Origin of the sequence: Pseudomonas sp. IT-P12 (assembly GCF_949767465.1) — a bacterium.
Taxonomy (GTDB): domain Bacteria; phylum Pseudomonadota; class Gammaproteobacteria; order Pseudomonadales; family Pseudomonadaceae; genus Aquipseudomonas.
On the sequence record NZ_CATKPY010000027.1, the window covers coordinates 144,978 to 168,018 of the forward strand.

The window sequence follows — 23,041 nt, forward strand, 5'->3', positions numbered from 1 at the left end:
ACTCAGGCTCCCTTGCGACGACGGGAAAACACCAACAGGCCGATCAGCACGCACACGAGGATGACTGCCGGGACCGTGAACTTCGCCAGCACCGCCAGCGGCGCCTTCGGGCCACCTTCACGGACCAGCGCCACATCGGCCGCCGAAACGACGCGATCGGCATTGCCGTAGCGCGACAGCACGTAGTTGCTGACGTCGGCAATCTGCTGATCGTTCAGGCGATCGGTGAACAGCGCGTCCGGGCCAAACCCGGGCATGTCGATGGCCACGCCGCCGACTTCGCGATGCACGCCGTACACGATGGTCGCGATCAGGTTGTCGCTGCGCGCGGTGGCGGTGTTGTTGAACAGCGAAGGAAATTCCTTGTTGCCCTGGCCGTTTGGCTGGTGACAGTTGGCACAGGTGCCGCTGAAAATGTGCCAGCCCGGGTTGTCTTCGGGCTTGCCGCCGCGCAGGGTCAGCTCATCGGCCGACGCCTGACCGTACTCATGGCGGGCCTTGGCCTCGCCGGTCTTGATCGGCGTGGTCTGCAGCAGGTAAGTGGCGATGGCCTTGAGATCGGCGTCGCTCAGGTATTGCAGGCTGTGCTCGACCGCCTCGGCCATGGGGCCAGCGGCCTGGGCCTTGCCCTCGACATGCCCGGTGCGCAGGTACGCGACGAGCTCGTCGCTCGACCAGGCGCCAATACCGCTGACCTTGTCGGAGGTGATGTTGGGGGCATACCAACTGCCCAGCGATCCGCCGGCCAGCGGCTTGCCACTGTCAGCCGCCATCAGCAGGTTGCGCGGGGTGTGGCAGGTATCGCAGTGAGCCAGGCCGTTGACCAGGTAGTCGCCACGGTTGACCTCGGCCGACTTGGCCGGGTCCGGTGTGAAGCGCCGCGTGCTGTGGAACAGGGCGTTCCACCCGATCATCGAGGCACGGACACTGAACGGGAAGTCCAGCGCGGTTTTCCGGTTCGGCGTATCGACCGGCTGCACTTCATGCATGAAGTAATCGTAGAGCGCGGCGATGTCGCTGTCGGTCATCTTCGAATAGGAGGTGTACGGCATTGCCGGGTACAGGTGGGTGCCATCAGGCGTGACGCCATCCCGTACGGCGCGGGCGAATTGCTCGGCGGTGTAGTTGCCGATACCGGCGGTTTTCGAAGGCGTGATGTTGGTCGAGAAGATGGTGCCCATCGGCGAGCTGAGCGAGTAGCCACCGGCAAACGCCTTCCCGCCCGGTGCGGTGTGACACGCCACACAGTCGGCGGCTACAGCCAGGCGCTTGCCGGCGGACGAGGCGCTGTCGAGTGACTCGCCACGGGCCACGCCGGCCGTGGCGAGCGTCAGCGTAATCAAACCTGCAAAGGCATACGCCCTGCTTTTTCCTTTATCAATGCGACGCGGCATGAGTCCTTCCCCAGGCAACTGCTTTGGTTTTTTCACGGTTGTGAAAAACAGGAACACCTGTCCCCTTCACCTTGAAAACCAAGATCAAGAGGTACGATGTCGTATGAATTTGCGGGGAATATTTCACACAATGTAACACTTGGCAACAAGAAGAAAAGGCCAAGTGCCATCTTTTGTATGTTTGTGCTGAATGCTCTAAATCGGCACTCTCAAGGATTGTTGATAAAAATATCGCGCTTTAACATGCGGATTCCGCAGAGAAACCGGGCCATTTTTGTTACAAAAAATGGCAAAAAAGCAGCAAGCAACCCTACAGACTTTCGGTCTTCTGCCGAAAGACGTACGACGACTAGATTTTTTTCTGGACGAGTTTCGACCCGGAACTCCCCACCCCCCAATTGCCCGCAGGATGCCTTATGAGTTGGATCAATGACGCAAAACTCTCGACCAAATTGATCACAGCCTTTGCGCTGTGTGCCTTCATCACGTTGGGAGTCGGCCTGCTGGGCAGCCGGGGCGTGAGTGAGCTCTCGACAAGCTTGAGGTCGGTGTTCAGCAACAACCTGGTGGCTGTCGCCGGCATCGCGCAGACCAAAATCAAGGCAGTTGGACAGACCCGCGACATGTATCGGCTGTACGTCGCCACGGCCGCCGGTTTGCCGCAGAGCACCAAAGACGAGTTCCTCGCGTCGATGAAGGCCAACCAGCAGGCGAGCGAAAAAGCCTTTGTCGAGTACAGGAAAACCAGGCTGGCCGACGACGAGCGAGCCGCGGGCGACAGGATGGAAAAAGTCTGGCCGGTGTATCAGGCGATCGTGCAAAAGTACCTGGAACTGATGAAGGCCGGCGACCTGGAGAACGGCCGCCTCCTGCTCATGGGAGATTTGCAGAAGACCTACCGCGTGGTCATGGACGAATTGACCATCATGTCCGAATCCAACGACCTGCAAGTCAGTGAAGCGGCCAAGAATTCGGTGCTGTCGGAGTCGTCGGCCAAGACCTCGCTGTACATCGGCATCGTGCTCGCCTTCATCGCCGCGATCCTGCTCGGCCTGTTCATCAGTCGCCTGATCAGCCGTCCCATCGCCTACGCCGTTGCGAGCGCCCGCAGCATCGCCGGGGGTGACCTGACCCAGCACATCACCAGCACCGGTCGCGACGAGGCCGGCCAACTGCTCACGGCACTGGCCGACATGCAGGGCAGCCTGAAAAACACCATCGAGCAGATCGCCAGCGCAGCCGACCAGTTGGCGTCCGCCGCTGAAGAGCTGACTGCCGTCACCGACAATGGCAGCCGTGGCTTGATCCGCCAGAACGACGAGATTCAACAGGCCGCCACCGCCGTCACGGAAATGACCTCCGCCGTGGAAGAAGTGGCGCGCAATGCCGTCTCCACTTCAGAGGCCTCCCAGGCGACCAGCCTGCAAGCCAGCAATGGCCGCGACCAGGCGCGAAATGCAGTCGCGGCGATCAACAATGCCACGACCGAAATCGCCACCTCCACCACCATGGTCAAGGATCTGGCTGAACAGGTGCGGGACATCGGCAAGGTGCTGGATGTGATTCGCGGGATCGCCGAGCAGACCAACCTTCTGGCACTGAACGCCGCCATCGAAGCGGCCCGGGCCGGCGAACAGGGTCGCGGTTTTGCCGTGGTCGCCGACGAGGTCCGTGCCCTCGCGGCCAGGACCCAGGCCTCGACCGGCGAGATCGAAGGCATGATCAACAGCGTTCGCAACAGTGCCGACGAAGCCGTGGGCGCCATGGGTAAAAGCCAGTCGCTGGTCAGCGAAACCCAAAGCCTGGCGCAGGCGACGGGCCAGGCGCTGGAGCTGATTGCCGACGGCATCTCCCAGATCAACGACCGCAACCTCGTGATCGCCACCGCGTCCGAAGAACAGGCGCACGTGGCGCGGGAAGTGGATCGCAACCTGGTCAACATCCAGGACCTTTCCACGCAAACGGCGGCAGGTGCGCATCAGACCAGCGCTTCAACCCAGGAACTGTCCAACCTGGCGGCGTCGTTCAATACGCTGGTCAGCCGTTTCCGCTTGTAACGGTGCGGCTTGATGGGCAGGGAAGCTGAAGCGTGACAGTCAGCGCGCAATCGCGCTGGCTGGCTGAAGAGTGGTGTCCCAGGGCAGGTTCGAACTGCCAACCTTCCCCTTAGGAGGGGGATGCTCTATCCAATTGAGCTACTGAGACACAAGTCGACCACGAGAAACGCGGTGCGATGGACGGCGTGCATGTTAACGGGCATGCCTGCGTTTGTCATGTCGTCCGTGGGGCTTTTTAAGTGTAGGCAGGCGCCCTCCGACAGGGCGGGATTTGTTTGTCGGGCAAATTGCATCAATGCAAAATGCTATCAATGCAAATTGCAATGCGCGCACCTCGACACACCCTCCTAACGTACTGTTTTTAAATGATTTAATAGACGTTAGACTGTTGGCACGCCGGCTGCTTCCGTTGTTCGCAAAGAACAATGGAGGCCCGCCTCATGAACACAGCCCTTTTACTTTCGAATGCCGTCGCCCTGGCGATTGTGCTGGGCTTTCATTTTGCCCCTGAGAACGGCGCTGAGCCGGTGGCCCAGCACATGCCGCACTACCTGCAATTGCAGAAGGCGCCGCAGTGGGCGGTGCAGGGCAGCCAGCATGAGGTGATCGGCCAGCCAGTCACCCAGGACAGTTATTCGCAACCGGCGCCCTCTTCCGAACGCCTAGCATTTTGACCCCATCACCGAAGGAGCACAGCATGTCCAAGTCAGCCGCGGGATTTTTCATTCTCGCCCTTCTGAGCGGGATTCTTCATTTGTCCCTGTTCCAGGATTCAATGGTCACCCTGCCCCTGATTGCCTGCGGTGTGTTCTCGGTGCTGTTCGTGCTGGCGCTGATTGCCGGTCGCAAGATCAAGTTCGATCCGGTACTGCGCTGATTTTCAGCACGTCCATCAAATGGTCGACCGTCGTGGCAAGGTCGGCGGAGTTGTCCAGGCGATAAATGCGGGTATCGCCCACCTCGTCATCAGCCACGAACATTTGATTGCGCCGCAACCGCGCATCAATCTCCTCCGGGCTTTCACGCCCACGCCGCAGTAGCCGCTCGCGCAGCACATCATCGGTGACCGTCAACAGGATCGGCAGCAGCGTTGGGTAACGCGCCCGTGCCTGGCTCAGATGCCCACGAGAGCCGTTGACCAACACATCGCGCCCCTCCAGCAGCCATTGATCGATCGACACCGGGATCGCGTAATCCAGACCATTGGCATGCCAGTGCAACGCGAAGTCCCCCTGCTGCTGGCGGCGCGCAAATTCTTCGCGGGAGACGCCAATCGCATCCTCCCCCACCGCTTCCGCCGAACGCGTGATGATCCGACGCACGACTTCGCATCCCTGCGTCAGCAACCGCTGCCGCGCGGCCTCGATAAGGCTGTCCTTGCCGGACCCTGACGGCCCCATCAGGTAAATCAGCCTGCCATCCATCCTGAATCAGCCCCTATGATCGAATTGCCACTAGTAAATCGGCCATTTGCCACTATTCTGTATAAGATAAGGAAATGTGACGGAGTTCGCATTGTTTGCCCCTTCGGAGGTCTCCGGACACCGCCTGTCGGGCAACAGGACGCGGTCAGCGATACGGATCGAGGTGCGCTTTTCAAACCAGTCCGCATTTCTGATAATTGGTGCTGGCATAAAGCCTTTATCCGGTTCAATATTTGTCACAGAATTGACGCCAATGATCTGGCTACTTTGAGGCATGATGCGAGCCTCTTTCAATTCAGGTTGAACATTTGGTCGAAGTGCTTGTCCTATCAGACATCGTGCGGCCAATCCCGAGAACCGCTCCCCTGAACTAACCGGTTAAATATATGCGCCCAGCGAAACAGGCAATTTATTCCAGCCGTACGGCTGACAAGTTTGTCGTACGTCTGCCAGACGGAATGCGTGAACGCATTGCCGAGGTGGCCCGCAATCACCATCGCAGCATGAACTCCGAAATCATTGCGCGCCTGGAGCAGAGTCTTATTCAGGAAGGCGCACTGGGTGAAGAGCTGAGCATGCGACTGGACAGCCCTGAGCTGTCTTTGCATGAACGAGAGCTGCTGCAACGCTTCCGCCAACTTTCCCATCGCCAGCAAAACGCTCTTGTTTCGCTGATTGCCCATGACGCCGAAATGGCCGCAGACGCCTCCTGATTCAACTGAACGCTCAAAGCCAGCCTGACCGCTGGCTTTTTTTTGCCTGAAATTCAGGTCAAAAAAAACCCGCCGGTGGCGGGTTTTCGTATGAGGCGTCAGAGCAGGAAGATCGTTGCCAGCCCCAGGAAGATAAAGAAGCCGCCGCTGTCGGTCATGGCCGTGATCATCACGCTGGCGCCCATCGCCGGGTCGCGCCCCAGACGCGCCAGGGTCATGGGGATCAACACCCCCATCAACGCGGCCAGCAGCAGGTTGAGCGTCATGGCGGCGGTCATCACCACCCCAAGCGACCAACTGCCGTACAGCATATAGGCGACGACCCCTATCACCCCGCCCCACACCAGGCCATTGATCAACGCGACCGCCAACTCCTTGCGCATCAGTCGCGAGGTATTGCCGGTGCTCACTTGGTCCAGCGCCATGGCGCGAACGATCATGGTGATGGTCTGGTTACCGGAGTTGCCGCCGATACCGGCCACGATCGGCATCAGGGCCGCGAGGGCCACCAGCTTCTCGATAGAACCTTCAAACAAACCGATCACACGGGACGCAATGAACGCCGTGATCAGGTTGACCGCCAGCCAGGCCCAGCGGTTGCGCAGGGACTTCCAGACCGACGCGAAAATATCTTCCTCTTCACGCAGACCCGCCATGTTGAGAACTTCGCTTTCGCTCTCTTCACGAATCAGGTCGACCATTTCGTCGATGGTCAGTCGACCGATCAGCTTGCCGTTCTTGTCGACCACCGGCGCCGAGATCAAGTCATAACGTTCGAACGCCTGGGCGGCGTCGTAGGCATCTTCGTCCGGGTGGAAGCTCACCGGGTCGCTGGCCATGACCTCCGAGACCTGCTTGTCCGGATCGTTGACCAGCAGGCGCTTGATCGGCAACACGCCTTTGAGGATGCCGTCGTAATCGACCACGAACAATTTGTCGGTATGCCCCGGCAGCTCCTTGAGCCGCCGCAGGTAGCGCAGGACCACTTCGAGACTGACATCCTCGCGGATTGTCACCATCTCGAAGTCCATCAGCGCACCGACCTGCTCCTCGTCATAGGACAACGCGGAGCGAACGCGCTCACGCTGTTGCGCATCGAGGGTTTCCATCAGCTCATGAACGACGTCGCGCGGCAGCTCGGAGGCGAGGTCGGCGAGTTCGTCGGCGTCCATGTCCCTGGTCGCCGCCAGGAGCTCGTGATCGTCCATGTCGGCGATCAGGGTTTCACGGACCGCGTCGGAGACTTCGAGCAGGATGTCGCCGTCACGATCAGCCTTGACCAATTGCCACAGCGTCAGACGATCGTCCAGCGGCAGGGCTTCAAGGATGTAGGCGACGTCGGCGGAGTGCAGGTCATCGAGCTTGCGTTGCAGCTCGACGAGATTTTGCCGGTGAACCAGGCTCTCGACCCGGTCTTGATGCGGACCTTCCTGGCGATGAGTCAGGTCTTCGACGACCCGCTGGCGCTGCAACAGCTCAACGACCTGAGCGAGGCGATCCTGCAGGCTGTCTTGTGTTTTCTTTACTTCAACTTCGGACATAGGCGAACTCCACTCCCAGCAGCGGAGCACGCCGGGAGGATCAATCAGTCAATTCTTGATTGGAACAACGGTTTACTGAATTTCTACTGGGTAAGTCCATGGAGGTATTCCACAAGCCCCGGCGGGGCTGACGGGCGCAATGATACACCGCCCGACGGTTTTTAACGTTAAAAAATCTTGGCTGAAACAAGCGCTTGCGAGACAAACCTGAGCGTCATCCTGATTCATGAAGATGCGACGACTCATTCTGAAAAGAAAACACACCCGCGCTGAAAAATGTACGGACTAACCTTGTGTCAGACCGTCATGGAGGACGATTGATGCCATCGGATACACATTCTTTTCTGCTGACCACCCTGCTCTGCCTGCCGATCCCGGTAGGGGCCGCGACGGTTCACCGATGCGAGTCCACTGATGGCCACATCACCTTCAGCACTCAGGGCTGCGCGACCGGGGAGAGTCTCTCGCTGCAGGAGGTGCGCACGTTCACACCCGGCAGCACGGTCGCACTGATGCCGGAGGCTGACCCGCGCAAGGCACCCGAGCACCTCAGGAAGGAGCCCACGGTAGTGGGTCAGAGCAAGGACGCCTGCGGAAACCTGATCAGCGCCCGGGAACGCCGGGAAGCCATCATGAACCAGCGGATTGTCGCCGGCATGAGCCAGCAGGATGTCGAAAGCGCGCTTGGCAGGCCCGACAGGATTACCGTGCGCAACGCCGCCACGAGCTACCGCTACGACACTCGGCAGGGTCGCAGCGCTCACGTCGAATTCGATGAGAAAGGATGCACGAAAGGAAAAGCCAAATCCCGGACAGCAAAAAGCCCGCGTTAAACGCGGGCTTTCTGGTGTATGGTGCACTCGACAGGATTCGAACCTGTGACCGCTCGGTTCGTAGCCGAGTACTCTATCCAGCTGAGCTACGAGTGCATGTGTGGTTTTATACCAGATCACAACTGGTTGAAGCCAAGTCATTTACATCACTGCAAACAACTCTTAAATGGTGCACTCGACAGGATTCGAACCTGTGACCGCTCGGTTCGTAGCCGAGTACTCTATCCAGCTGAGCTACGAGTGCATTTGTTGCCGCGCATTATAGGCCGTCAAATCTTTTTGTAAAGCGCTTTTTTCTAGTAATTTCAACAACTTACCGAAGAAGCCAGATTACAACGTACTAAGCGAATAATGGCGGAGAACGGGGGATTCGAACCCCCGACACCCTTTTGAGGTGTACTCCCTTAGCAGGGGAGCGCCTTCGGCCACTCGGCCAGCTCTCCGCAACACGGGGCGTATATTAACCAGCTTCTTCCCCGTTTGCAAACATAAAAAACGATAAAAATTAATGGCTTGGTTCTTCGTCCTTCTCTTTCTTTATACGCAGGTAAATTTCCTCACGGTGCACCGCAACCTCTTTCGGTGCGTTGACACCAATGCGTACTTGATTTCCTTTGACGCCGAGCACGGTCACGGTGATTTCGCCATCACCGATAATCAGGCTTTCTGCGCACCGACGAGTCAGAATCAGCATACCTATCTCCTCACGCATTTCATTTCAGGGACAACAGTCTGCAAAAAAAAGGCATTCGACCGACAACCTGAACGATCGCCGCCCTACATGCCTGAGTATTGACCAGCGCAGGCAAAAGAACAGTTTCCAGCTGCGCCATTCAAAAAACAAAAGGGCGCGGTCAGACCGCGCCCTTCGGCAAACGCATCACTCGCCCTGGCGGGCCGGTGCGTCCAGTTCGAAAGCCGTGTGCAGAGCGCGCACAGCCAGTTCCAGGTATTTCTCTTCGATCACCACGGAAACCTTGATTTCCGAGGTCGAGATCATCTGGATGTTGATGCTTTCCTTGGCCAGGGATTCGAACATGCGGCTGGCCACGCCCGCGTGCGAACGCATGCCCACACCGACGATCGAAACCTTGGCGATCTTGGTGTCACCCACCACTTCACGGGCACCGATTTCACGCGCCGTGTTTTCCAGCACGCCCTGGGCGGCCTGGTAATCGTTGCGGTGCACGGTGAAGGTGAAGTCGGTGGTGTTATCGTGCGCAACGTTCTGCACGATCATGTCGACTTCGATGTTCGCGGCGCTGATCGGGCCGAGAATCTTGAACGCAACGCCCGGGGTGTCTGGCACGCCACGGATGGTCAGCTTGGCTTCATCGCGGTTGAAAGCGATGCCGGAAATGATCGGCTGTTCCATGGTTTCCTCTTCATCGATAGTAATGAGGGTGCCCGGACCCTCCTTGAAGCTGTGCAGTACGCGCAGCGGAACGTTGTACTTGCCGGCGAACTCGACCGCGCGGATCTGCAGCACCTTGGAACCGAGGCTGGCCATTTCCAGCATCTCTTCGAAAGTGATCTTGTCCAGGCGCTGAGCCACGGACACCACACGCGGGTCGGTGGTGTAGACGCCGTCGACGTCGGTGTAGATCTGGCATTCGTCAGCCTTCAGGGCTGCCGCCAGCGCCACGCCGGTGGTGTCTGAACCGCCACGACCCAGCGTGGTGATGTTGCCGTGCTCGTCGACGCCCTGGAAACCGGCGACCACCACCACACGACCGGCCTTCAGGTCACCGCGAATCTTCTGGTCATCGATCTGCAAGATACGCGCTTTATTGTGAGCGCTGTCCGTCAGAATCCGCACCTGGTTACCGGTGTAGGACACCGCTGGCACGCCGCGCTTGATCAGCGCCATGGCCAACAGTGCAATCGTCACCTGCTCGCCAGTGGAGACGATCACGTCCAGTTCACGCGGAACCGGCTGATCTTCGCCGCTGATTTGCTTGGCCAGATCGATCAGACGGTTGGTTTCGCCGCTCATTGCAGACAGCACAACCACCAGGTCATCGCCGGCATCGCGGAATTTCTTAACCTTGTCGGCGACCTGCTCGATTCTCTCGACAGTGCCGACCGAGGTGCCTCCAAATTTCTGTACGATCAAAGCCATTTCAAAGCCGCCTCTGCCCATGAAGGGCGCCCAAATAATCACTCAAACAGTGAGCCGGCCCGCCACTAGACTACGGGCCGGACACACTGCCTTATAAACCCTGCTCTACAAACGGAACGGTCAGGGCCAGTGCGGCGTCCAGTGCGCCGGCGTCGGTACCGCCGCCTTGCGCCATGTCCGGACGACCACCGCCCTTCCCGCCCACTGCCGCAGCGGCCTGCTTCATCAAATCACCGGCTTTGAGTTGGCCAGTCAGGTCTTTGGTCACGCCTGCAACCAGAACGACCTTTTCCTCATGGACACTGCCGAGCAGGATCACTGCGCGGCCGAGTTTGTTTTTCAGTTGATCGACCAGCGCCAGCAGCGCCTTGCCGTCCTGACCGTCCAGACGCACGGCCAGCACCTTCACACCCTTGACGTCCAGGGCAGAAGCCGACAGATCGTCGCCCGCCGCGCTGGCCGCCTTGGCCTGCAACTGCTCGAGTTGCTTCTCCAGCAGACGGTTGCGCTCCAGCACAGCCGACAGCTTGTCGATCAGGTTGTCGCGGCTGCCCTTGACCAGGCTGGCCGCTTCCTTGAGTTGTTCTTCAGCCGCGTTCAAGTAAGCCAGGGCTGCCGCACCGGTGACGGCCTCGATACGACGCACACCGGCAGCCACACCGCCTTCGCTGATGATTTTCAGCAGGCCGATGTCGCCGGTACGGTTGGCGTGGATGCCGCCGCACAGCTCGACGGAGAAATCACCGCCCATGCTCAGCACACGCACGTTGTCGCCATACTTCTCGCCAAACAGCGCCATGGCGCCTTTCTTCTTGGCGGTGTCGATGTCGGTTTCTTCGGTTTCAACGGCGGAGTTCCTGCGGATCTCGGCGTTGACGATGTCTTCCAGTGCCTTCAGTTGCTCAGGCTTGATCGCCTCGAAGTGACTGAAGTCGAAACGCAGACGCTGACTGTCGACCAGCGAGCCTTTCTGCTGGACATGATCGCCCAGCACCTTGCGCAACGCGGCGTGCAGCAGGTGCGTGGCCGAGTGGTTCAGCGAAGTGGCGTGACGCACGTCGGCTTCAACGTGGGTTTCAACCGGCGAAGCAATGGTCAGGCTGCCCGACGCCTGCACACCGTGGTGCAGGAACGCGCCACCGGTCTTGGTGGTGTCGCGCACATCGAAACGACCGTTGCCGGCCTGAATGAAACCGCAGTCGCCGATCTGGCCGCCGGATTCAGCGTAGAACGGCGTCTGGTCGAGCACGACCACGCCTTCTTCGCCTTCATTCAATACGTCGACCGATTGCCCGTCCTTATAGAGCGCCACGACTTTCGCCGAACCGCTGGTGGCGTGGTAACCGGTGAATTGGGTGTCCACGTCAACCTTGACCAGGCTGTTGTAGTCCATGCCGAAAGAGCTGGCGGAACGGGCACGGACGCGCTGGGCTTCCATTTCGCGTTCGAAGCCCGCTTCGTCCAGGGTCAGGTTGCGTTCGCGAGCGATGTCGCCGGTCAGGTCCATCGGGAAGCCGTAGGTGTCGTAGAGCTTGAACACCACGTCGCCCGGCACCACGTCGCCCTTGAGATCGGCCAGGTCCTGCTCGAGGATCTTCAGGCCCTGCTCCAGGGTCTTGGCGAACTGCTCTTCTTCGGCTTTGAGCACGCGCTCGATGTGCGCCTGCTGGGATTTCAGCTCGGGGAAGGCTTCGCCCATCTCGGCGACCAGGGCCGCGACGATCTGATAGAAGAAGCTGCCCTTGGCTCCCAGTTTGTTGCCATGACGGCAGGCGCGACGGATGATCCGGCGCAGCACGTAGCCGCGGCCCTCATTGGACGGCAGCACGCCGTCGGCGATCAGGAAACCGCAGGAACGAATGTGGTCGGCCACCACTTTCAGCGACGCTTGGGCGTCGTTGGTGCAGCCGATGGCCTTGGCCGAAGCGTTCAGCAGGCTCTGAAACAGGTCGATTTCATAGTTCGAGTGAACGTGCTGCAGCACCGCGCTGATGCGCTCCAGGCCCATGCCGGTGTCCACCGACGGTGCTGGCAGCGGGTGCAGCACGCCATCGGCGGTGCGGTTGAACTGCATGAACACGTTGTTCCAGATTTCGATGTAGCGGTCGCCGTCTTCTTCCGGCGAGCCTGGCGGGCCGCCCCAGATGTCGGCGCCGTGATCGTAGAAAATCTCGGTGCAAGGACCGCACGGGCCGGTATCGCCCATGGTCCAGAAGTTGTCGGAGGCGTACGGCGCGCCCTTGTTGTCGCCGATGCGCACCATGCGCTCGGCCGGAACGCCGATCTCCCGGGTCCAGATGTCGTACGCCTCGTCATCGCTGGCGTAGACGGTGACCCAGAGCTTTTCCTTCGGCAGGTTCAACCACTTGTCCGACGTCAGGAAGGTCCAGGCGTAGGTGATCGCGTCGCGCTTGAAGTAGTCGCCGAAGCTGAAGTTACCCAGCATTTCGAAGAAGGTGTGGTGACGGGCGGTATAACCGACGTTTTCCAGGTCGTTGTGCTTGCCGCCGGCGCGCACGCATTTCTGGCTGCTGACGGCGCGGGTGTACGCGCGCTTTTCCTGGCCCAGGAAGCAGTCCTTGAACTGGTTCATCCCCGCGTTGGTGAACAGCAGGGTTGGGTCGTTGCCCGGAATCAAAGAGCTGGAGGCTACACGGGTGTGGCCTTGCTCTTCGAAGAAGCGAAGGAAGGCTTCACGGATTTCTGCGCTTTTCATTAGGTTCTTCCACGGAGGCTGCGGCCAAAGGCCTGTTCGAAACGTCAACAGACGAAGCGACGGCAAAGGGCCGCATTATATCGGCCCTGCGCGCGGGGTACAGCGTGTTTATACGATAGAAACGGTCAATTGGACGGCTAACGCGATCAGTTACGCGAAAACTCGACGAATGTCGCGACGACTTGCTCGATTTGGGCGCGGCTGACGTCCATGTGGGTAACCATTCTCAGACGGGCGGCCGCGCTGAGCTTCACACCGCGTTCGGCGGCGAAGGCCTTGAGTGCTTCGGCCCGGTCGCCGATCTGCACGTACACCATGTTGGTCTGCACCGGTTCGACGTCGTAACCGGCTTCGCGCAGGCCCTCGGCCAGCCATTGCGCGTTGGCATGGTCGTCGGCCAGGCGCTCGACGTTGTGGTCCAGCGCGTACAGCCCCGCAGCGGCCAGCAGCCCGGCCTGGCGCATGCCGCCGCCGACCATCTTGCGCAGGCGTCGGGCCTTGGCGATCAGTTCGCTCGAGCCGCACAACACCGAGCCCACCGGTGCACCCAGGCCCTTGGACAGGCACACCGACACCGAATCGAAATGCTGGGCGATCTCGCGGGCATCCACCCCGAGCTTGACCGCCGCGTTATACAGGCGCGCGCCGTCCAGGTGCAGTTGCAAGCCCTGTTCGCGGGTAAACCGTCGCGCCCTGGCCAGGTAGTCGAGCGGCAGCACCTTGCCCTGCATGGTGTTTTCCAGCGCCAGCAAGCGGGTACGGGCGAAGTGGAAGTCGTCCGGCTTGATCGCCGCCGCCACCTGGGCCAGGTCCAGCGAACCGTCGGCCTGCACTTCCAGCGGCTGTGGCTGGATCGATCCGAGCACCGCCGCGCCACCGCCTTCGTACTTATAGGTGTGGGCCTGCTGGCCAACGATGTATTCCTCGCCCCGCTCGCAATGCGCCATCAAGCCCAGCAGGTTGCTCATGGTGCCCGTCGGCACGAACAGCGCCGCGGCAAAACCGAGCCGTTGCGCCAGCTCGGCTTCCAGCCGATTGACCGTCGGGTCCTCGCCATAGACGTCGTCCCCCGTGACCGCCCTGGCCATTGCGTCGAGCATCCCTGGAGTCGGTTGGGTGACGGTGTCGCTGCGAAGATCGATAACGCTCATGAATCTGGCCTCGGTAGCAGGGAAAAAGAAGGATCAAGGTGGGATTACTGCGGTCATCCTCGCCATTAATCAACCCTTGGGCGCGCCTGATTCAACAAAAAAATCGATGGCAATCATCTGAAAGCATCGATGCACAGGCAGGAAAGATGTGTTAAAAACGCAGCGCCGCCAGACATCCTGACGGCAAAACGTTCTCAGGGCGGGGTGCAACTCCCCACCGGCGGTAATTGCGCGCAATGCGCATAGCCCGCGAGCGCTTGGCGGCAGCACGGCTTCGGCGGTGCCTGGCGACAAGGTCAGCAGACCCGGTGTGATCCCGGGGCCGACGGTCATAGTCCGGATGAAGAGAGAACGGGATTGACGCCAGAGGGCCGCTGCGCAGGTACTCCTGCGACCGTGCGTACCCTCAGATCCCCTTCGATTCATATGCCCTGTTTTTTTATTAAACAGGAGACAGAACATGCAACCCACCGCAATCGACAGCAAAAGCAAACACCCTCAGGGCGAGCGCGTTGCGTTCATCCAGGCCTGCTGGCACAAGGATATTGTCGACCAAAGCCGTAAAGGCTTCGTCGCCGAAATGATCGCCCAGGGTTATCAGGAATCGGACATCGACTTCTTCGAAGTCGGCGGCGCCTTCGAGATGCCTCTGCACGCCAAGCTGCTGGCCAAGACCGGCCGTTACGCCGGCATCGTCGCCGCTGCGCTGGTGGTGGATGGCGGGATCTACCGTCACGAATTCGTCGCCCAGTCGGTGGTCAGCGGCCTGATGCAGGTTCAGTTGGAAACCGAAGTGCCGGTGTTCTCGGTGTCCCTGACCCCGCACCATTTCCATGCCGGTGAAGAGCTGCACCACACCTTCTTCTTCGAGCACTTCGTGCACAAGGGCCAGGAAGCAGCGAAAACCTGTGCCGATACGCTGAGCAAGGTACGGGCACTGCGTCGCAGCGAGCCACGTGCGGTGGCGGTCTAAATACACTCAATGGCCGGGTGGGGCCTTAGGCTTCACTCAGTTCACTGTGGGAGCGAGCCTGCTCGCGAAGGCGGACCAACAGACGACATCATCGTTGCTGTTGAACCGCTTCGCGAGCAGGCTCGCTCCCACAGTTGTCATGGGTGGTGTTCAGGCCAGGTTCTCGTCCGTGGCCGGCACGATCAGGATGCCGGCGCGCAGGCCGTTCTTGACCTTGGGATTGGGGAAAATGATGCGAGCGCCCTCTTCCTCGATGATCCAGCGCGTCTGGGCGATGTCTTCGGCCAGCAGGTAACCCGGTTCCAACTCGGAAAAATTCTCGATGTCCGCCGGCAGGTTCAGGCGGAAGCTGTCACTGTGCTTGATGATTTCCCGCGCCACGCTGAACAGCTGCAAGCCGTCCAGCGAGGTTTCGTCGAGCGCCGGTTCGTTGCCTTCGATGATCTGCTTGAGGCGGGTTTCCAGCAGGCTCACGTTGACCCCCGCGTTCTGGCCGAACGGCCGCGCCTTGCCCACTTCCAGGGTGAAGGACTCCGCCCCCAGCTTGTCGTAGGTGTAGGCGCTGAAGACGATGGACGGCTTGTTCTGCAACAGCACCGCTTCCATGCCGGCGGCACGCAGGCGAGCCAGTTCCTGGCGGGAATGCTGGCGGCCTTCCTTCCAGGGGTACAACGCGAACTGCTCGATCTTCGAGCCACGAATCGCCGTGTGCAGGTCGTAATGCAGGCGCTCGCGGTCCGGGAGGCTGAAGAAACTCGCCGCCAGGCGCTCCAGCTCGCAGGCGCGCAAGGCTTCAGAACCGCTGCTTTGTTCGTGACGGCCATTGAACAGCCGATTGACGTCCTGCTCGACGAAACGCTCGCCCTTGCGAATCGCTTCCGGGTTGCCGAACAGGAACAGGATACGGGCGCGCGGCTTCAGATCGCCGCGAGCGATGTCATGCAACAGCCGATCCAGCAGCTCGATCGGCGCTGTTTCATTGCCGTGGATACCCGCTGACAGCAGCAGGTCCAGGCCATTGTCACGGGCCTCCGGCGGCCGGACCTCCAGCGCGCCTTCGCTCAACCAGCGCATGCGCACGCCTTCGACAGTCAGTTGAGTCTTCTCCGCCGGTTCGCGGCCGGCGAGGGTCAGTTCAAGCAGTTTGCCGAGGGCGAGCATAGAGCGGTTTCCTTAGTGGTCGTGATTGCAGTCCGGGCCGTGAACGTGACCGTCTTCGTCACCGACGTCAGCCGGTTCCATTTCCAGTTGCAGACTGACCAGATTAGTCGCCAATGGGCGCAGCAGCAGGTTGGCGTATTCGGCGTCACCTTCCTCGACGTCCACACCGATCAGCAACTGGCCACGGCCGTCTTGCTGGATCCACAGCTCCTTGCCTTGCCACAGGACCGCGACTCGGGTGCAGGAGGTTTCCAGTTGCGTGCCGTCGGTGTCTTCAAGGATCAGCTGCAGGGTATCGCTCATGTTTTTTACGCTCTCGACTTCAATTGATCTGGAAAGGATAAACCGCGCCCAGTTTAAGGATTTGTGTCAGTTCATCCAGTGCCGTCCGGCACTCAAGCAGCAATTGCGGGTCCGCCAGATCGGTTTCGGTCATGCGGTCGCGGTAGTGCCGGTCAACCCATTGGGTCAACGTGTCGTACAACGGCGCGGTCATGATAACCCCTGGGTTGACGGCCGCCAGTTCGGTTTCGTTGAGCGCCACGCGCAGCCTCAGGCAAGCGGGGCCGCCGCCGTTCTGCATGCTTTGCTTGAGGTCGAAGACCTTGACCTCGCGGATCAGGCCGCCCGAGCGGGTCAAACCTTGCAGGTATTGCCAGACCCGCTCGTTGCCCTGGCACTCTTGCGGCACGATCAACAGCATGGAGCCGTCGGCACGCGACAGCAGCTGGCTATTGAACAGGTAGGAACGCACTGCGTCCTCGACGGTGACCGCCGAACGCGGTACGCACACCGACTGGAATGTCCCGCCGACCCTGGCGAGCTTGCCCTGCAACTCGGCCAGCATCTTGTCGGTCTCGAGGAAGGCGTCCTCGTGATAGAACAGCACTTCGCCATTACCGACCGCGATCACGTCGTTGTGGAACACGCCCTGGTCGATCACCAGCGGATTCTGCTGGGCATACACCACGCCGTCATCCTTCAGGCCGTGCAACCGGGCGACCGCCTGGGAGGCTTCAAGCGTCTGGCGGGCCGGGTATTTCTGCGGCGCCGGGTAGCGGGTGTCGAACGCGCTGCGACCAAACACGAAGAACTCGACGCCGGCTTCGCCATAGTCACGGCAGAAGCGCGTGTGGTTGGCCGCGCCTTCATCACCGAACTGCGCCACCGCCGGCAACGCCGCGTGGTGAGCGAAGTGCTGCTGATTGGCGAACATCGCTCCCAGCACGCGACTGGTGGTCGGGTGTTCAATGCTGCGGTGATATTTGCAGTTGAGGTTGGCGGCGGTGAAATGCACACGGCCGTCGGCAGTGTCGGCACTCGGGCTGACCGTGGCGGCGTTGGCCACCCACATGCTCGAGGCCGAGCAACTGGCAACCAGCAACGGCATCGCCTCCCGGGCGGCCCGCTCGATCACTTGCGCATCGGTGCCGCTGAAGCCCAGGCGACGCAGGGCGCCGACGTCAGGACGCTCCTGCGGTGCCAGCACGCCCTGCTGAAAGCCCATGTCCATCAACGCTTTCATTTTCGCCAGGCCTTGCAGCGCGGCTTCCTTCGGGTTCGAAGACTGCTGGCTGTTGCTCTGGGACGCGACGTTGCCGTAGGACAAACCGCCGTAGTTATGGGTCGGCCCCACTAGACCGTCAAAATTGACTTCACAGGATTTCATCAGCGAGGCTCCACGAGAATCTGTTGTTATAGGCATCAGGTGACAATTGGTTAAGACCGCGTCGCGGCCATCGCGAGCAGGCTCGCTCCCACAGCGAGGATTGAGGTGTACACACCACTTGTGGACACCCCGATCATTGTGGGAGCGAGCCTGCTCGCGATTGGCATCACGCCATCTTCACGCCCGGCGTCAAAGTGGCAGGTAACACCAGGCTCGGCGTCTCCAGCGAGGCCACCGGGTACGCGCAGTAATCCGCCGCATAGTAGGCGCTGGCACGGTGGTTACCCGAGGCGCCGACGCCGCCGAACGGTGCGCTGCTCGCGGCACCGGTCAGTTGTTTGTTCCAGTTGACGATGCCGGCGCGGCTTTCCAGCCAGAATTGCTGGTAACGCGCTTCGGAATCCGACAGCAAGCCGGCCGCCAGGCCGTAGGCGGTATCGTTGGCTTCAGCAATCGCCGCTTCAAAGTCAGCGTAGCGGATCACTTGCAGCAACGGACCGAACAGCTCTTCGTCCGGACGTTCGGCCACCGCCGTCACATCGACGATGCCCGGCGTCAGCAAGGCCGCCTGGGCTTCGGGTTGAGTCATTTCCAGCAGCGCCACCGCGCCGTTGGCCAGCAGGTGCGCCTGGGCGTCGAGCAACGCCTTGGCTGCGCCCAGGGAAATCACCGAGCCCATGAACGGCGCCGGCTGCTGGTCGAAGGCGCCGACCTCGAGGGTCGAACTGACCGCCACCAGCCGCGCCAGCAGCGCATCGCCCCAGGCGCCTTGCGGCACCAACAAACGGCGCGCACAGGTGCAACGCTGGCCGGCGGAGATGAACGCCGACTGAATGATGGTGTACACCGCGGCCTCCACGTCAGCGACCTGATCGACCACCAGCGGGTTGTTGCCGCCCATTTCCAGGGCGAGGATCTTGTCCGGACGCCCCGCAAACTGGTTGTGCAGGTGATTGCCGGTCCGGCTGGAACCGGTGAAGAACAGGCCGTCGATCCCGGGGTTCGCCGCCAGGGCAATGCCGGTTTCCCGCGCGCCTTGCAGCAGGTTCAGCACGCCGGCCGGCAGGCCGGCTTCGATCCAGCACTTGACGGTCAGCTCGGCGACTTTCGGCGTCAGCTCACTGGGCTTGAACAGCACGCTGTTACCGGCCAGCAACGCCGGCACGATGTGCCCGTTGGGCAAGTGACCGGGGAAGTTGTAGGGGCCGAACACCGCCACCACACCGTGGGGCTTGTGGCGCAACACGGCGGTGGCGTCGCCCAGCGGGCCGCTCTTCTCGCCGGTGCGCTCGCGGTAGCTCTGCACCGAGATCGCAATCTTGTTGACCATGCTGGTCACTTCGGTCGCTGCTTCCCACAAGGGTTTACCGGTTTCCTCACCGATGGTGCGGGCCAGTTCGTCGGCGTGGGTTTTCAGGGCGGCGGCAAAAGCCTCCAGCACCGAGATGCGCTCATCCAGCGTGCGCCGGGCCCAGCCGGGGAACGCCTGGCGCGCCGCCTGCACGGCCGACTCGACCTGGGCGGCGGTGGCGCCCTCGCCCGCCCACAGCACTTGCTGGGTCACCGGGTTCAACGACTGGAAGGCGTCGCCCTGGCCGGCCAGCCATTCACCTGCGATGTATAGCGAATTCATTATTTCGACTCCCGGGCAGCGGACAACGGAACGGCGCGCACCTGATCGCCTGCGGTCAGTTGCAGGCGTTTGGCGGTCAGTGGGTCAACCACCAGCGTGCCGGCGGCGAAGCGTGCGGGTGCGGCGGTGATGCGGCAGTCTTCGCGCTTGCGGTTATGAATGATGAACGGCGTGGCGTCCTCGCCCGGCGTACCGATGGCCAGCACCAGCGCCTGGCTGTCGCGCACCGCACGGATCTTGGCGGTTTCGCATTCGATGGCCGGGCCGGCGTCGAAAATGTCGACGTAGCCCTGATAGCTGAAACCTTCGCTCCTGAGCATCGACAGCGCCGGCTCGGTGTCCGGGTGGACCTGGCCGATCACGTTGCGCGCGTCCGGCGACAGGAAGCAGGTGTACAGCGGGAATTTCGGCATCAATTCGGCGATGAACGCCTTGTTGCCCACCCCGGTCAGGTAGTCGGCCTGGCTGAACTCCATCTTGAAGAAGTGCCGGCCCAGGCTTTCCCAGAACGGCGAACGCCCGGCTTCATCGGAGACGCCGCGCATTTCGGCGATGATCTTGTTGCCGAACAGCTGCGGGAACTCGGCGATGAACATGAACCGCGCCTTGGACAGCATGCGGCCGTTGAGGCCCGTGCGGAAGTCGGCGTGCAGGAACAGCGAGCACAGCTCGGAGTTGCCGGTCAGGTCGTTGGCCAGGAACAGCGTGGGGATTTCGCGGTAGATGTTCAGCTCTTGCGAGGCGCTGACGGTCAGACCGACACGGAAGTTGTACCAGGGCTCTCGCAGGCCCACGGCACCGGCGATGGCGGAAATGCCCACCACACGGCCGTCGTCGTCTTCGAGCACGAACAGGTAGTCCGCATCGCCGCGCCCGGCTTCGCCGCGGAAGGTCTTCTCGGCCCAGCCGACCCGATGGGTCAGGCGTTCTTCGTTGGCCGGCAAGGTGGTCAGGCCGGTGCCGGTGCTGCGGGCCAGGTCGATCAGAGCGGGTAAATCGCTGCTGCGTACGGGACGAACGATCATGCTATCTCCTCAAACGGGCCGCTTGCGCCACCCGCGAAACTCTTGCTGCTTTCCAGGTTGGCAAGCAGGCGTTAAACCGCCACCAGGCGCACGCTGGCACCCTCACCGACGCCCAGGGCTTCGGCCGCTTGCAGATCCAGGGTCACGGGCTTGCCCGGCGCGTAATCGAGCTCGAGCAACACGGCGCGGTAATCCTGCAACTGGGCGTTGGCCACCAGGTACTGACGACCGACCCCTTTGACCGTCTCGCCGATTTTCACCGGCACCACGCGGCTCTGGGCAATCGAACGGATCCCCGAAACACGCGCATGCAGGGTCGGGCCGCCGTCGAAAATGTCGATGTAGTGATCGGTCTCGAAGCCTTCGCGCATCAGGATGTCGAAGGTGATCTGCGCCCGCGGGTGCACCTGGCCCATGGCCTCTTGCGCCGAGTCCGGCAACAGGGGCACGTAGATCGGGTAATGCGGCATCAGCTCGGCCAGGAACGTGCGGCTCTTGAGCCCGCACAGGCGCTCGGCCTCGGCGTAGTTGAGGTCGAAGAAGTTGCGGCCGATGGCGTCCCAGAACGGCGAGTCGCCGTTTTCATCGCTGTAGCCGACGATCTCGGTCACCACCGAATCGGCGAAGCGCTCCGGGTGACTGGCCACGAACAGCAGGCGGCCACGTGAATTGAGTTCGGCCCAGGGTGAACCCACCAGGTCGCGCGTCACATAGAAACTGGTCAGCAGGCTGTTGCCGGTCAGGTCGTGGCATTGGGAGAGCACGTGGATCTTGTTATGAATCTTCAGCTCGCGGGAGGCGTGCACGAAGGTTTCATTGCGGAAACTGTAGAACGGCTCGGAGTAACCGGCCGAAGCGACAATGGCCGAGCAACCGGCAAGCTTGCCGGTGTCGGTGTCTTCGAGGACAAAGAAATAGGTCTCTTCGCCATTGAAGCTGACTTCGGCGGCGAACGACGCTTCGCTCGCGGCGATCTTGTCGCTCAGGCGTTCAACGTCATCCGGCAGGGAAGTGACACCAATCGGACTGTCCGCAGCCAGACGCTGTACCTCGCCCAGATCAGCCATTTGCGCGGGGCGCATCACCAGCATGGTGTCACTCCTTTCTTAAAATTCTTTGAGAAAAACAAGCCGGGCCGACTTTGGAACTTCCGTAGGAAAATCGGCCCGGCATGACATTGGGATCGGCGCCCGAATCTTCGGGCGCCGAACGGTCCATCAGGCTTGCGTCAGTTTGGCCGCCGCGCGTTCGAAGCGGTCCAGACCGGCATCGATGTCGGCGTCTTCGACCACCAGGCTCGGGGCGAAACGCACCACGTCCGGGCCGGCTTGCAGGACCATCAGGCCTTCTTTTTCAGCGGCGTTGAAGATGTCCTTGGCCTTGCCTTTCCAGGCATCGGTCAGCACGCAGCCGATCAGCAGGCCCATGCCGCGCACCTGGTTGAACAGGCCGTATTTCTCGCCGATCTGCAGCAGGCGAGCCTTGAATTTTTCATGCTTGGCCTTCACGCCAGCCAGCACTTCAGGGGTGTTGATCACGTCGATCACCGCTTCGCCCACGGCGCACGCCAGCGGGTTGCCGCCGTAGGTGGTGCCGTGAGTGCCGACCACCAGGTGCTTGGCCAGCGCGTCGGTGGTGAGCATCGCCGCGATCGGGAAACCGCCGCCCAGGCTCTTGGCGCTGGTGAGGATGTCCGGGATCACGCCGTAATGCTGGTAGGCGAACAGGTGGCCGGTGCGGCCCATGCCGGTCTGCACTTCGTCGAAGATCAGCAGCGCGTTGTGCGCGTTGCACAGGTCACGGGCGCCTTGCAGGTAGTCGAGTTCGGCCGGGATCACACCGCTCTCGCCCTGGATTGGCTCCAGGATCACCGCGCAGGTCTTGTCGGAAATGGCCGCTTTGAGCGCCGCCAGATCGTTGTAAGGCACATGGGTGATGCCGGTGATTTTCGGACCGAAGCCGTCGGAGTACTTCGGCTGGCCACCGACGTTCACGGTGAACAGGGTACGGCCGTGGAAGCTGTTGACCGTGGCGATGATCTCGTATTTTTCGCTGCCGAACCGGTCGAAGCCGACGCGACGGGCCAGCTTGAGCGCGGCCTCGTTGGCTTCGGCGCCGGAGTTGCAGAAGAAGGCACGCTCGGCGAAGGTCGCGTCGATCAGCTTGTGGGCCAGGCGCAGGGCCGGCTCGTTGGTGAACACGTTCGACACATGCCACAGCTTGTTCGCCTGTTCGGTCAACGCACCGACCAGCGCCGGGTGCGCATGGCCCAGTACGTTAACGGCAATCCCGCCGGCGAAGTCGATCAGCTCGCGACCGGACTGGTCCCAGACGCGGGAACCGGCGCCACGTACCGGAATGAAAGCGGCAGGCGCGTAGTTGGGAACCATTACCTGGTCGAAATCGGCGCGTTCTACCGCAGCGTGCTCAACGGACATCGGAGTCTCCTGAAGAGGAACACTCGCCTGAAACTGGCGAGCTTGGTGAGGATTGTAAGGACAGTTTTCAGCCCGGCCTTGTCGCCAAGCGACAACTTCTTATAGCGCAAACCCCGGTTTCAGCCGGGTTTACGGCAATGCGACATATAGCGTCGCAAAGGCGCAGTTTAAACTGCGGACGGGGCAAGAGG

At 61.2% G+C, this 23,041-nt stretch carries 21 protein-coding genes, 4 tRNA genes, 1 pseudogene and 1 riboswitch; of the genes and pseudogenes, 8 read left to right on the forward strand and 18 right to left on the reverse strand.

All coding sequences use genetic code 11. The features are described from left to right. Positions 1-2: 2 nt before the first annotated feature. Positions 3-1,394 carry a c-type cytochrome gene (locus ACM6IM_RS27525; protein ID WP_414866836.1) on the reverse strand — a complete coding sequence of 464 codons (1,392 nt, stop codon included), beginning with the start codon at positions 1,392-1,394 and terminating at the stop codon, positions 3-5. Positions 1,395-1,810: 416 nt separating this feature from the next. Here ACM6IM_RS27525 and ACM6IM_RS27530 point away from each other — a divergent pair. Both ACM6IM_RS27530 and ACM6IM_RS27535 read left to right on the forward strand, forming a co-directional pair. Continuing rightward, positions 1,811-2,593: pseudogene (locus ACM6IM_RS27530) on the forward strand (MCP four helix bundle domain-containing protein); the annotation flags it as partial. After that, positions 2,588-3,451: a methyl-accepting chemotaxis protein gene (locus ACM6IM_RS27535; RefSeq protein WP_412548012.1), complete on the forward strand. Its 864-nt coding sequence runs from the start codon at positions 2,588-2,590 to the stop codon at positions 3,449-3,451. The pseudogene ACM6IM_RS27530 and the gene ACM6IM_RS27535, both read left to right, overlap by 6 nt. 71 nt (positions 3,452-3,522) lie before the next feature. Here the strand turns inward: ACM6IM_RS27535 and ACM6IM_RS27540 are convergent. After that, positions 3,523-3,599, reverse strand: a tRNA-Arg gene (locus tag ACM6IM_RS27540). Between the two features lie 292 nt (positions 3,600-3,891). On the opposite strand from ACM6IM_RS27540, the gene ACM6IM_RS27545 reads away from it, so the two are divergent. Together ACM6IM_RS27545 and ACM6IM_RS27550 are read left to right on the forward strand one after the other, a co-directional pair. After that, complete coding sequence (locus ACM6IM_RS27545; RefSeq protein WP_414866837.1) at positions 3,892-4,125, forward strand: hypothetical protein; 234 nt, start codon at positions 3,892-3,894, stop codon at positions 4,123-4,125. Positions 4,126-4,148: 23 nt separating this feature from the next. Further along, complete coding sequence (locus tag ACM6IM_RS27550; RefSeq protein ID WP_192305814.1) at positions 4,149-4,328, forward strand: PA3371 family protein; 180 nt, start codon at positions 4,149-4,151, stop codon at positions 4,326-4,328. On the opposite strand, the gene phnN is transcribed toward ACM6IM_RS27550, so the two are convergent. Next, the gene (gene phnN / locus ACM6IM_RS27555) at positions 4,303-4,875 is read right to left on the reverse strand and encodes a phosphonate metabolism protein/1,5-bisphosphokinase (PRPP-forming) PhnN (RefSeq protein ID WP_414866838.1); all 573 of its coding nucleotides are present in this window, start codon (positions 4,873-4,875) and stop codon (positions 4,303-4,305) included. The two genes, ACM6IM_RS27550 and phnN, sit on opposite strands and share 26 nt — an antisense overlap. A 386-nt stretch (positions 4,876-5,261) precedes the next feature. Here phnN and ACM6IM_RS27560 point away from each other — a divergent pair, with 386 nt between their 5' ends. Further along, positions 5,262-5,588: an Arc family DNA-binding protein gene (locus ACM6IM_RS27560; RefSeq protein WP_192305810.1), complete on the forward strand. Its 327-nt coding sequence runs from the start codon at positions 5,262-5,264 to the stop codon at positions 5,586-5,588. Between the two features lie 98 nt (positions 5,589-5,686). Here ACM6IM_RS27560 and mgtE read toward each other — a convergent pair whose 3' ends face one another. Further along, positions 5,687-7,129 carry a magnesium transporter gene (gene mgtE / locus ACM6IM_RS27565; protein WP_192305808.1) on the reverse strand — a complete coding sequence of 481 codons (1,443 nt, stop codon included), beginning with the start codon at positions 7,127-7,129 and terminating at the stop codon, positions 5,687-5,689. Between the two features lie 320 nt (positions 7,130-7,449). Here mgtE and ACM6IM_RS27570 point away from each other — a divergent pair, with 320 nt between their 5' ends. Next, positions 7,450-7,962: a cell envelope protein SmpA gene (locus tag ACM6IM_RS27570; RefSeq protein WP_414866839.1), complete on the forward strand. Its 513-nt coding sequence runs from the start codon at positions 7,450-7,452 to the stop codon at positions 7,960-7,962. A gap of 19 nt (positions 7,963-7,981) precedes the next feature. Here ACM6IM_RS27570 and ACM6IM_RS27575 read toward each other — a convergent pair. The 7 genes from ACM6IM_RS27575 to ltaE form a co-directional block, all read right to left on the reverse strand. Further along, a tRNA-Arg gene (locus ACM6IM_RS27575) sits at positions 7,982-8,058 on the reverse strand. A gap of 71 nt (positions 8,059-8,129) precedes the next feature. After that, positions 8,130-8,206 (reverse strand) — tRNA-Arg (locus ACM6IM_RS27580). Between the two features lie 108 nt (positions 8,207-8,314). Next, positions 8,315-8,405: transfer RNA gene (locus ACM6IM_RS27585), tRNA-Ser, on the reverse strand. Positions 8,406-8,467: 62 nt separating this feature from the next. Beyond that, on the reverse strand, positions 8,468-8,656 hold the full coding sequence (csrA, locus tag ACM6IM_RS27590; RefSeq protein ID WP_002554426.1) for a carbon storage regulator CsrA: 189 nt from the start codon (positions 8,654-8,656) through the stop codon (positions 8,468-8,470). 186 nt (positions 8,657-8,842) lie between these two features. After that, on the reverse strand, positions 8,843-10,084 hold the full coding sequence (locus ACM6IM_RS27595; protein WP_192305806.1) for an aspartate kinase: 1,242 nt from the start codon (positions 10,082-10,084) through the stop codon (positions 8,843-8,845). A gap of 91 nt (positions 10,085-10,175) precedes the next feature. After that, the gene (gene alaS, locus ACM6IM_RS27600; RefSeq protein WP_201193286.1) at positions 10,176-12,800 is read right to left on the reverse strand and encodes an alanine--tRNA ligase; all 2,625 of its coding nucleotides are present in this window, start codon (positions 12,798-12,800) and stop codon (positions 10,176-10,178) included. A 146-nt stretch (positions 12,801-12,946) separates the two neighbouring features. Continuing rightward, positions 12,947-13,951, reverse strand: a complete 1,005-nt coding sequence (gene ltaE / locus ACM6IM_RS27605) for a low-specificity L-threonine aldolase (protein WP_414866840.1) — start codon at positions 13,949-13,951, stop codon at positions 12,947-12,949. On the opposite strand from ltaE, the gene ACM6IM_RS27610 reads away from it, so the two are divergent. Together ACM6IM_RS27610 and ACM6IM_RS27615 are read left to right on the forward strand one after the other, a co-directional pair. Continuing rightward, positions 13,950-14,072 carry a hypothetical protein gene (locus tag ACM6IM_RS27610; RefSeq protein ID WP_414866841.1) on the forward strand — a complete coding sequence of 41 codons (123 nt, stop codon included), beginning with the start codon at positions 13,950-13,952 and terminating at the stop codon, positions 14,070-14,072. The two genes, ltaE and ACM6IM_RS27610, sit on opposite strands and share 2 nt — an antisense overlap. Positions 14,073-14,137: 65 nt before the next feature. Further along, a riboswitch (FMN riboswitch) is annotated at positions 14,138-14,308 on the forward strand. A 103-nt stretch (positions 14,309-14,411) separates the two neighbouring features. Beyond that, entirely contained in the window at positions 14,412-14,924 is a 513-nt protein-coding gene (locus tag ACM6IM_RS27615) for a 6,7-dimethyl-8-ribityllumazine synthase (RefSeq protein WP_192305800.1), read from the forward strand. 150 nt (positions 14,925-15,074) lie between these two features. Here the strand turns inward: ACM6IM_RS27615 and astE are convergent, their stop codons facing one another. The 7 genes from astE to ACM6IM_RS27650 all read right to left on the reverse strand — a co-directional run bounded on the left by astE (position 15,075) and on the right by ACM6IM_RS27650 (position 22,850). Continuing rightward, positions 15,075-16,085, reverse strand: coding sequence for a succinylglutamate desuccinylase (astE, locus tag ACM6IM_RS27620; RefSeq protein ID WP_414866842.1), 1,011 nt, complete (start codon positions 16,083-16,085; stop codon positions 15,075-15,077). 12 nt (positions 16,086-16,097) lie between these two features. Then, positions 16,098-16,388 (reverse strand): topoisomerase II, encoded by a 291-nt coding sequence (locus ACM6IM_RS27625; RefSeq protein WP_192305796.1) that lies wholly within the window; start codon positions 16,386-16,388, stop codon positions 16,098-16,100. Between the two features lie 19 nt (positions 16,389-16,407). Further along, entirely contained in the window at positions 16,408-17,754 is a 1,347-nt protein-coding gene (gene astB / locus ACM6IM_RS27630) for an N-succinylarginine dihydrolase (protein WP_192305794.1), read from the reverse strand. A 166-nt stretch (positions 17,755-17,920) separates the two neighbouring features. Further along, entirely contained in the window at positions 17,921-19,390 is a 1,470-nt protein-coding gene (astD, locus tag ACM6IM_RS27635) for a succinylglutamate-semialdehyde dehydrogenase (protein ID WP_414866918.1), read from the reverse strand. Further along, a complete protein-coding gene (gene astA, locus ACM6IM_RS27640; RefSeq protein WP_414866843.1) occupies positions 19,387-20,412 on the reverse strand; it encodes an arginine N-succinyltransferase in 1,026 nt (341 codons plus the stop codon). Before astA ends, astD begins: the two co-directional genes overlap by 4 nt. Before the next feature lie 71 nt (positions 20,413-20,483). Further along, entirely contained in the window at positions 20,484-21,503 is a 1,020-nt protein-coding gene (gene aruF, locus ACM6IM_RS27645) for an arginine/ornithine succinyltransferase subunit alpha (protein WP_192305789.1), read from the reverse strand. A gap of 126 nt (positions 21,504-21,629) precedes the next feature. Next, positions 21,630-22,850: an aspartate aminotransferase family protein gene (locus ACM6IM_RS27650; protein WP_201193296.1), complete on the reverse strand. Its 1,221-nt coding sequence runs from the start codon at positions 22,848-22,850 to the stop codon at positions 21,630-21,632. Between the last annotated feature and the right edge of the window lie 191 nt (positions 22,851-23,041).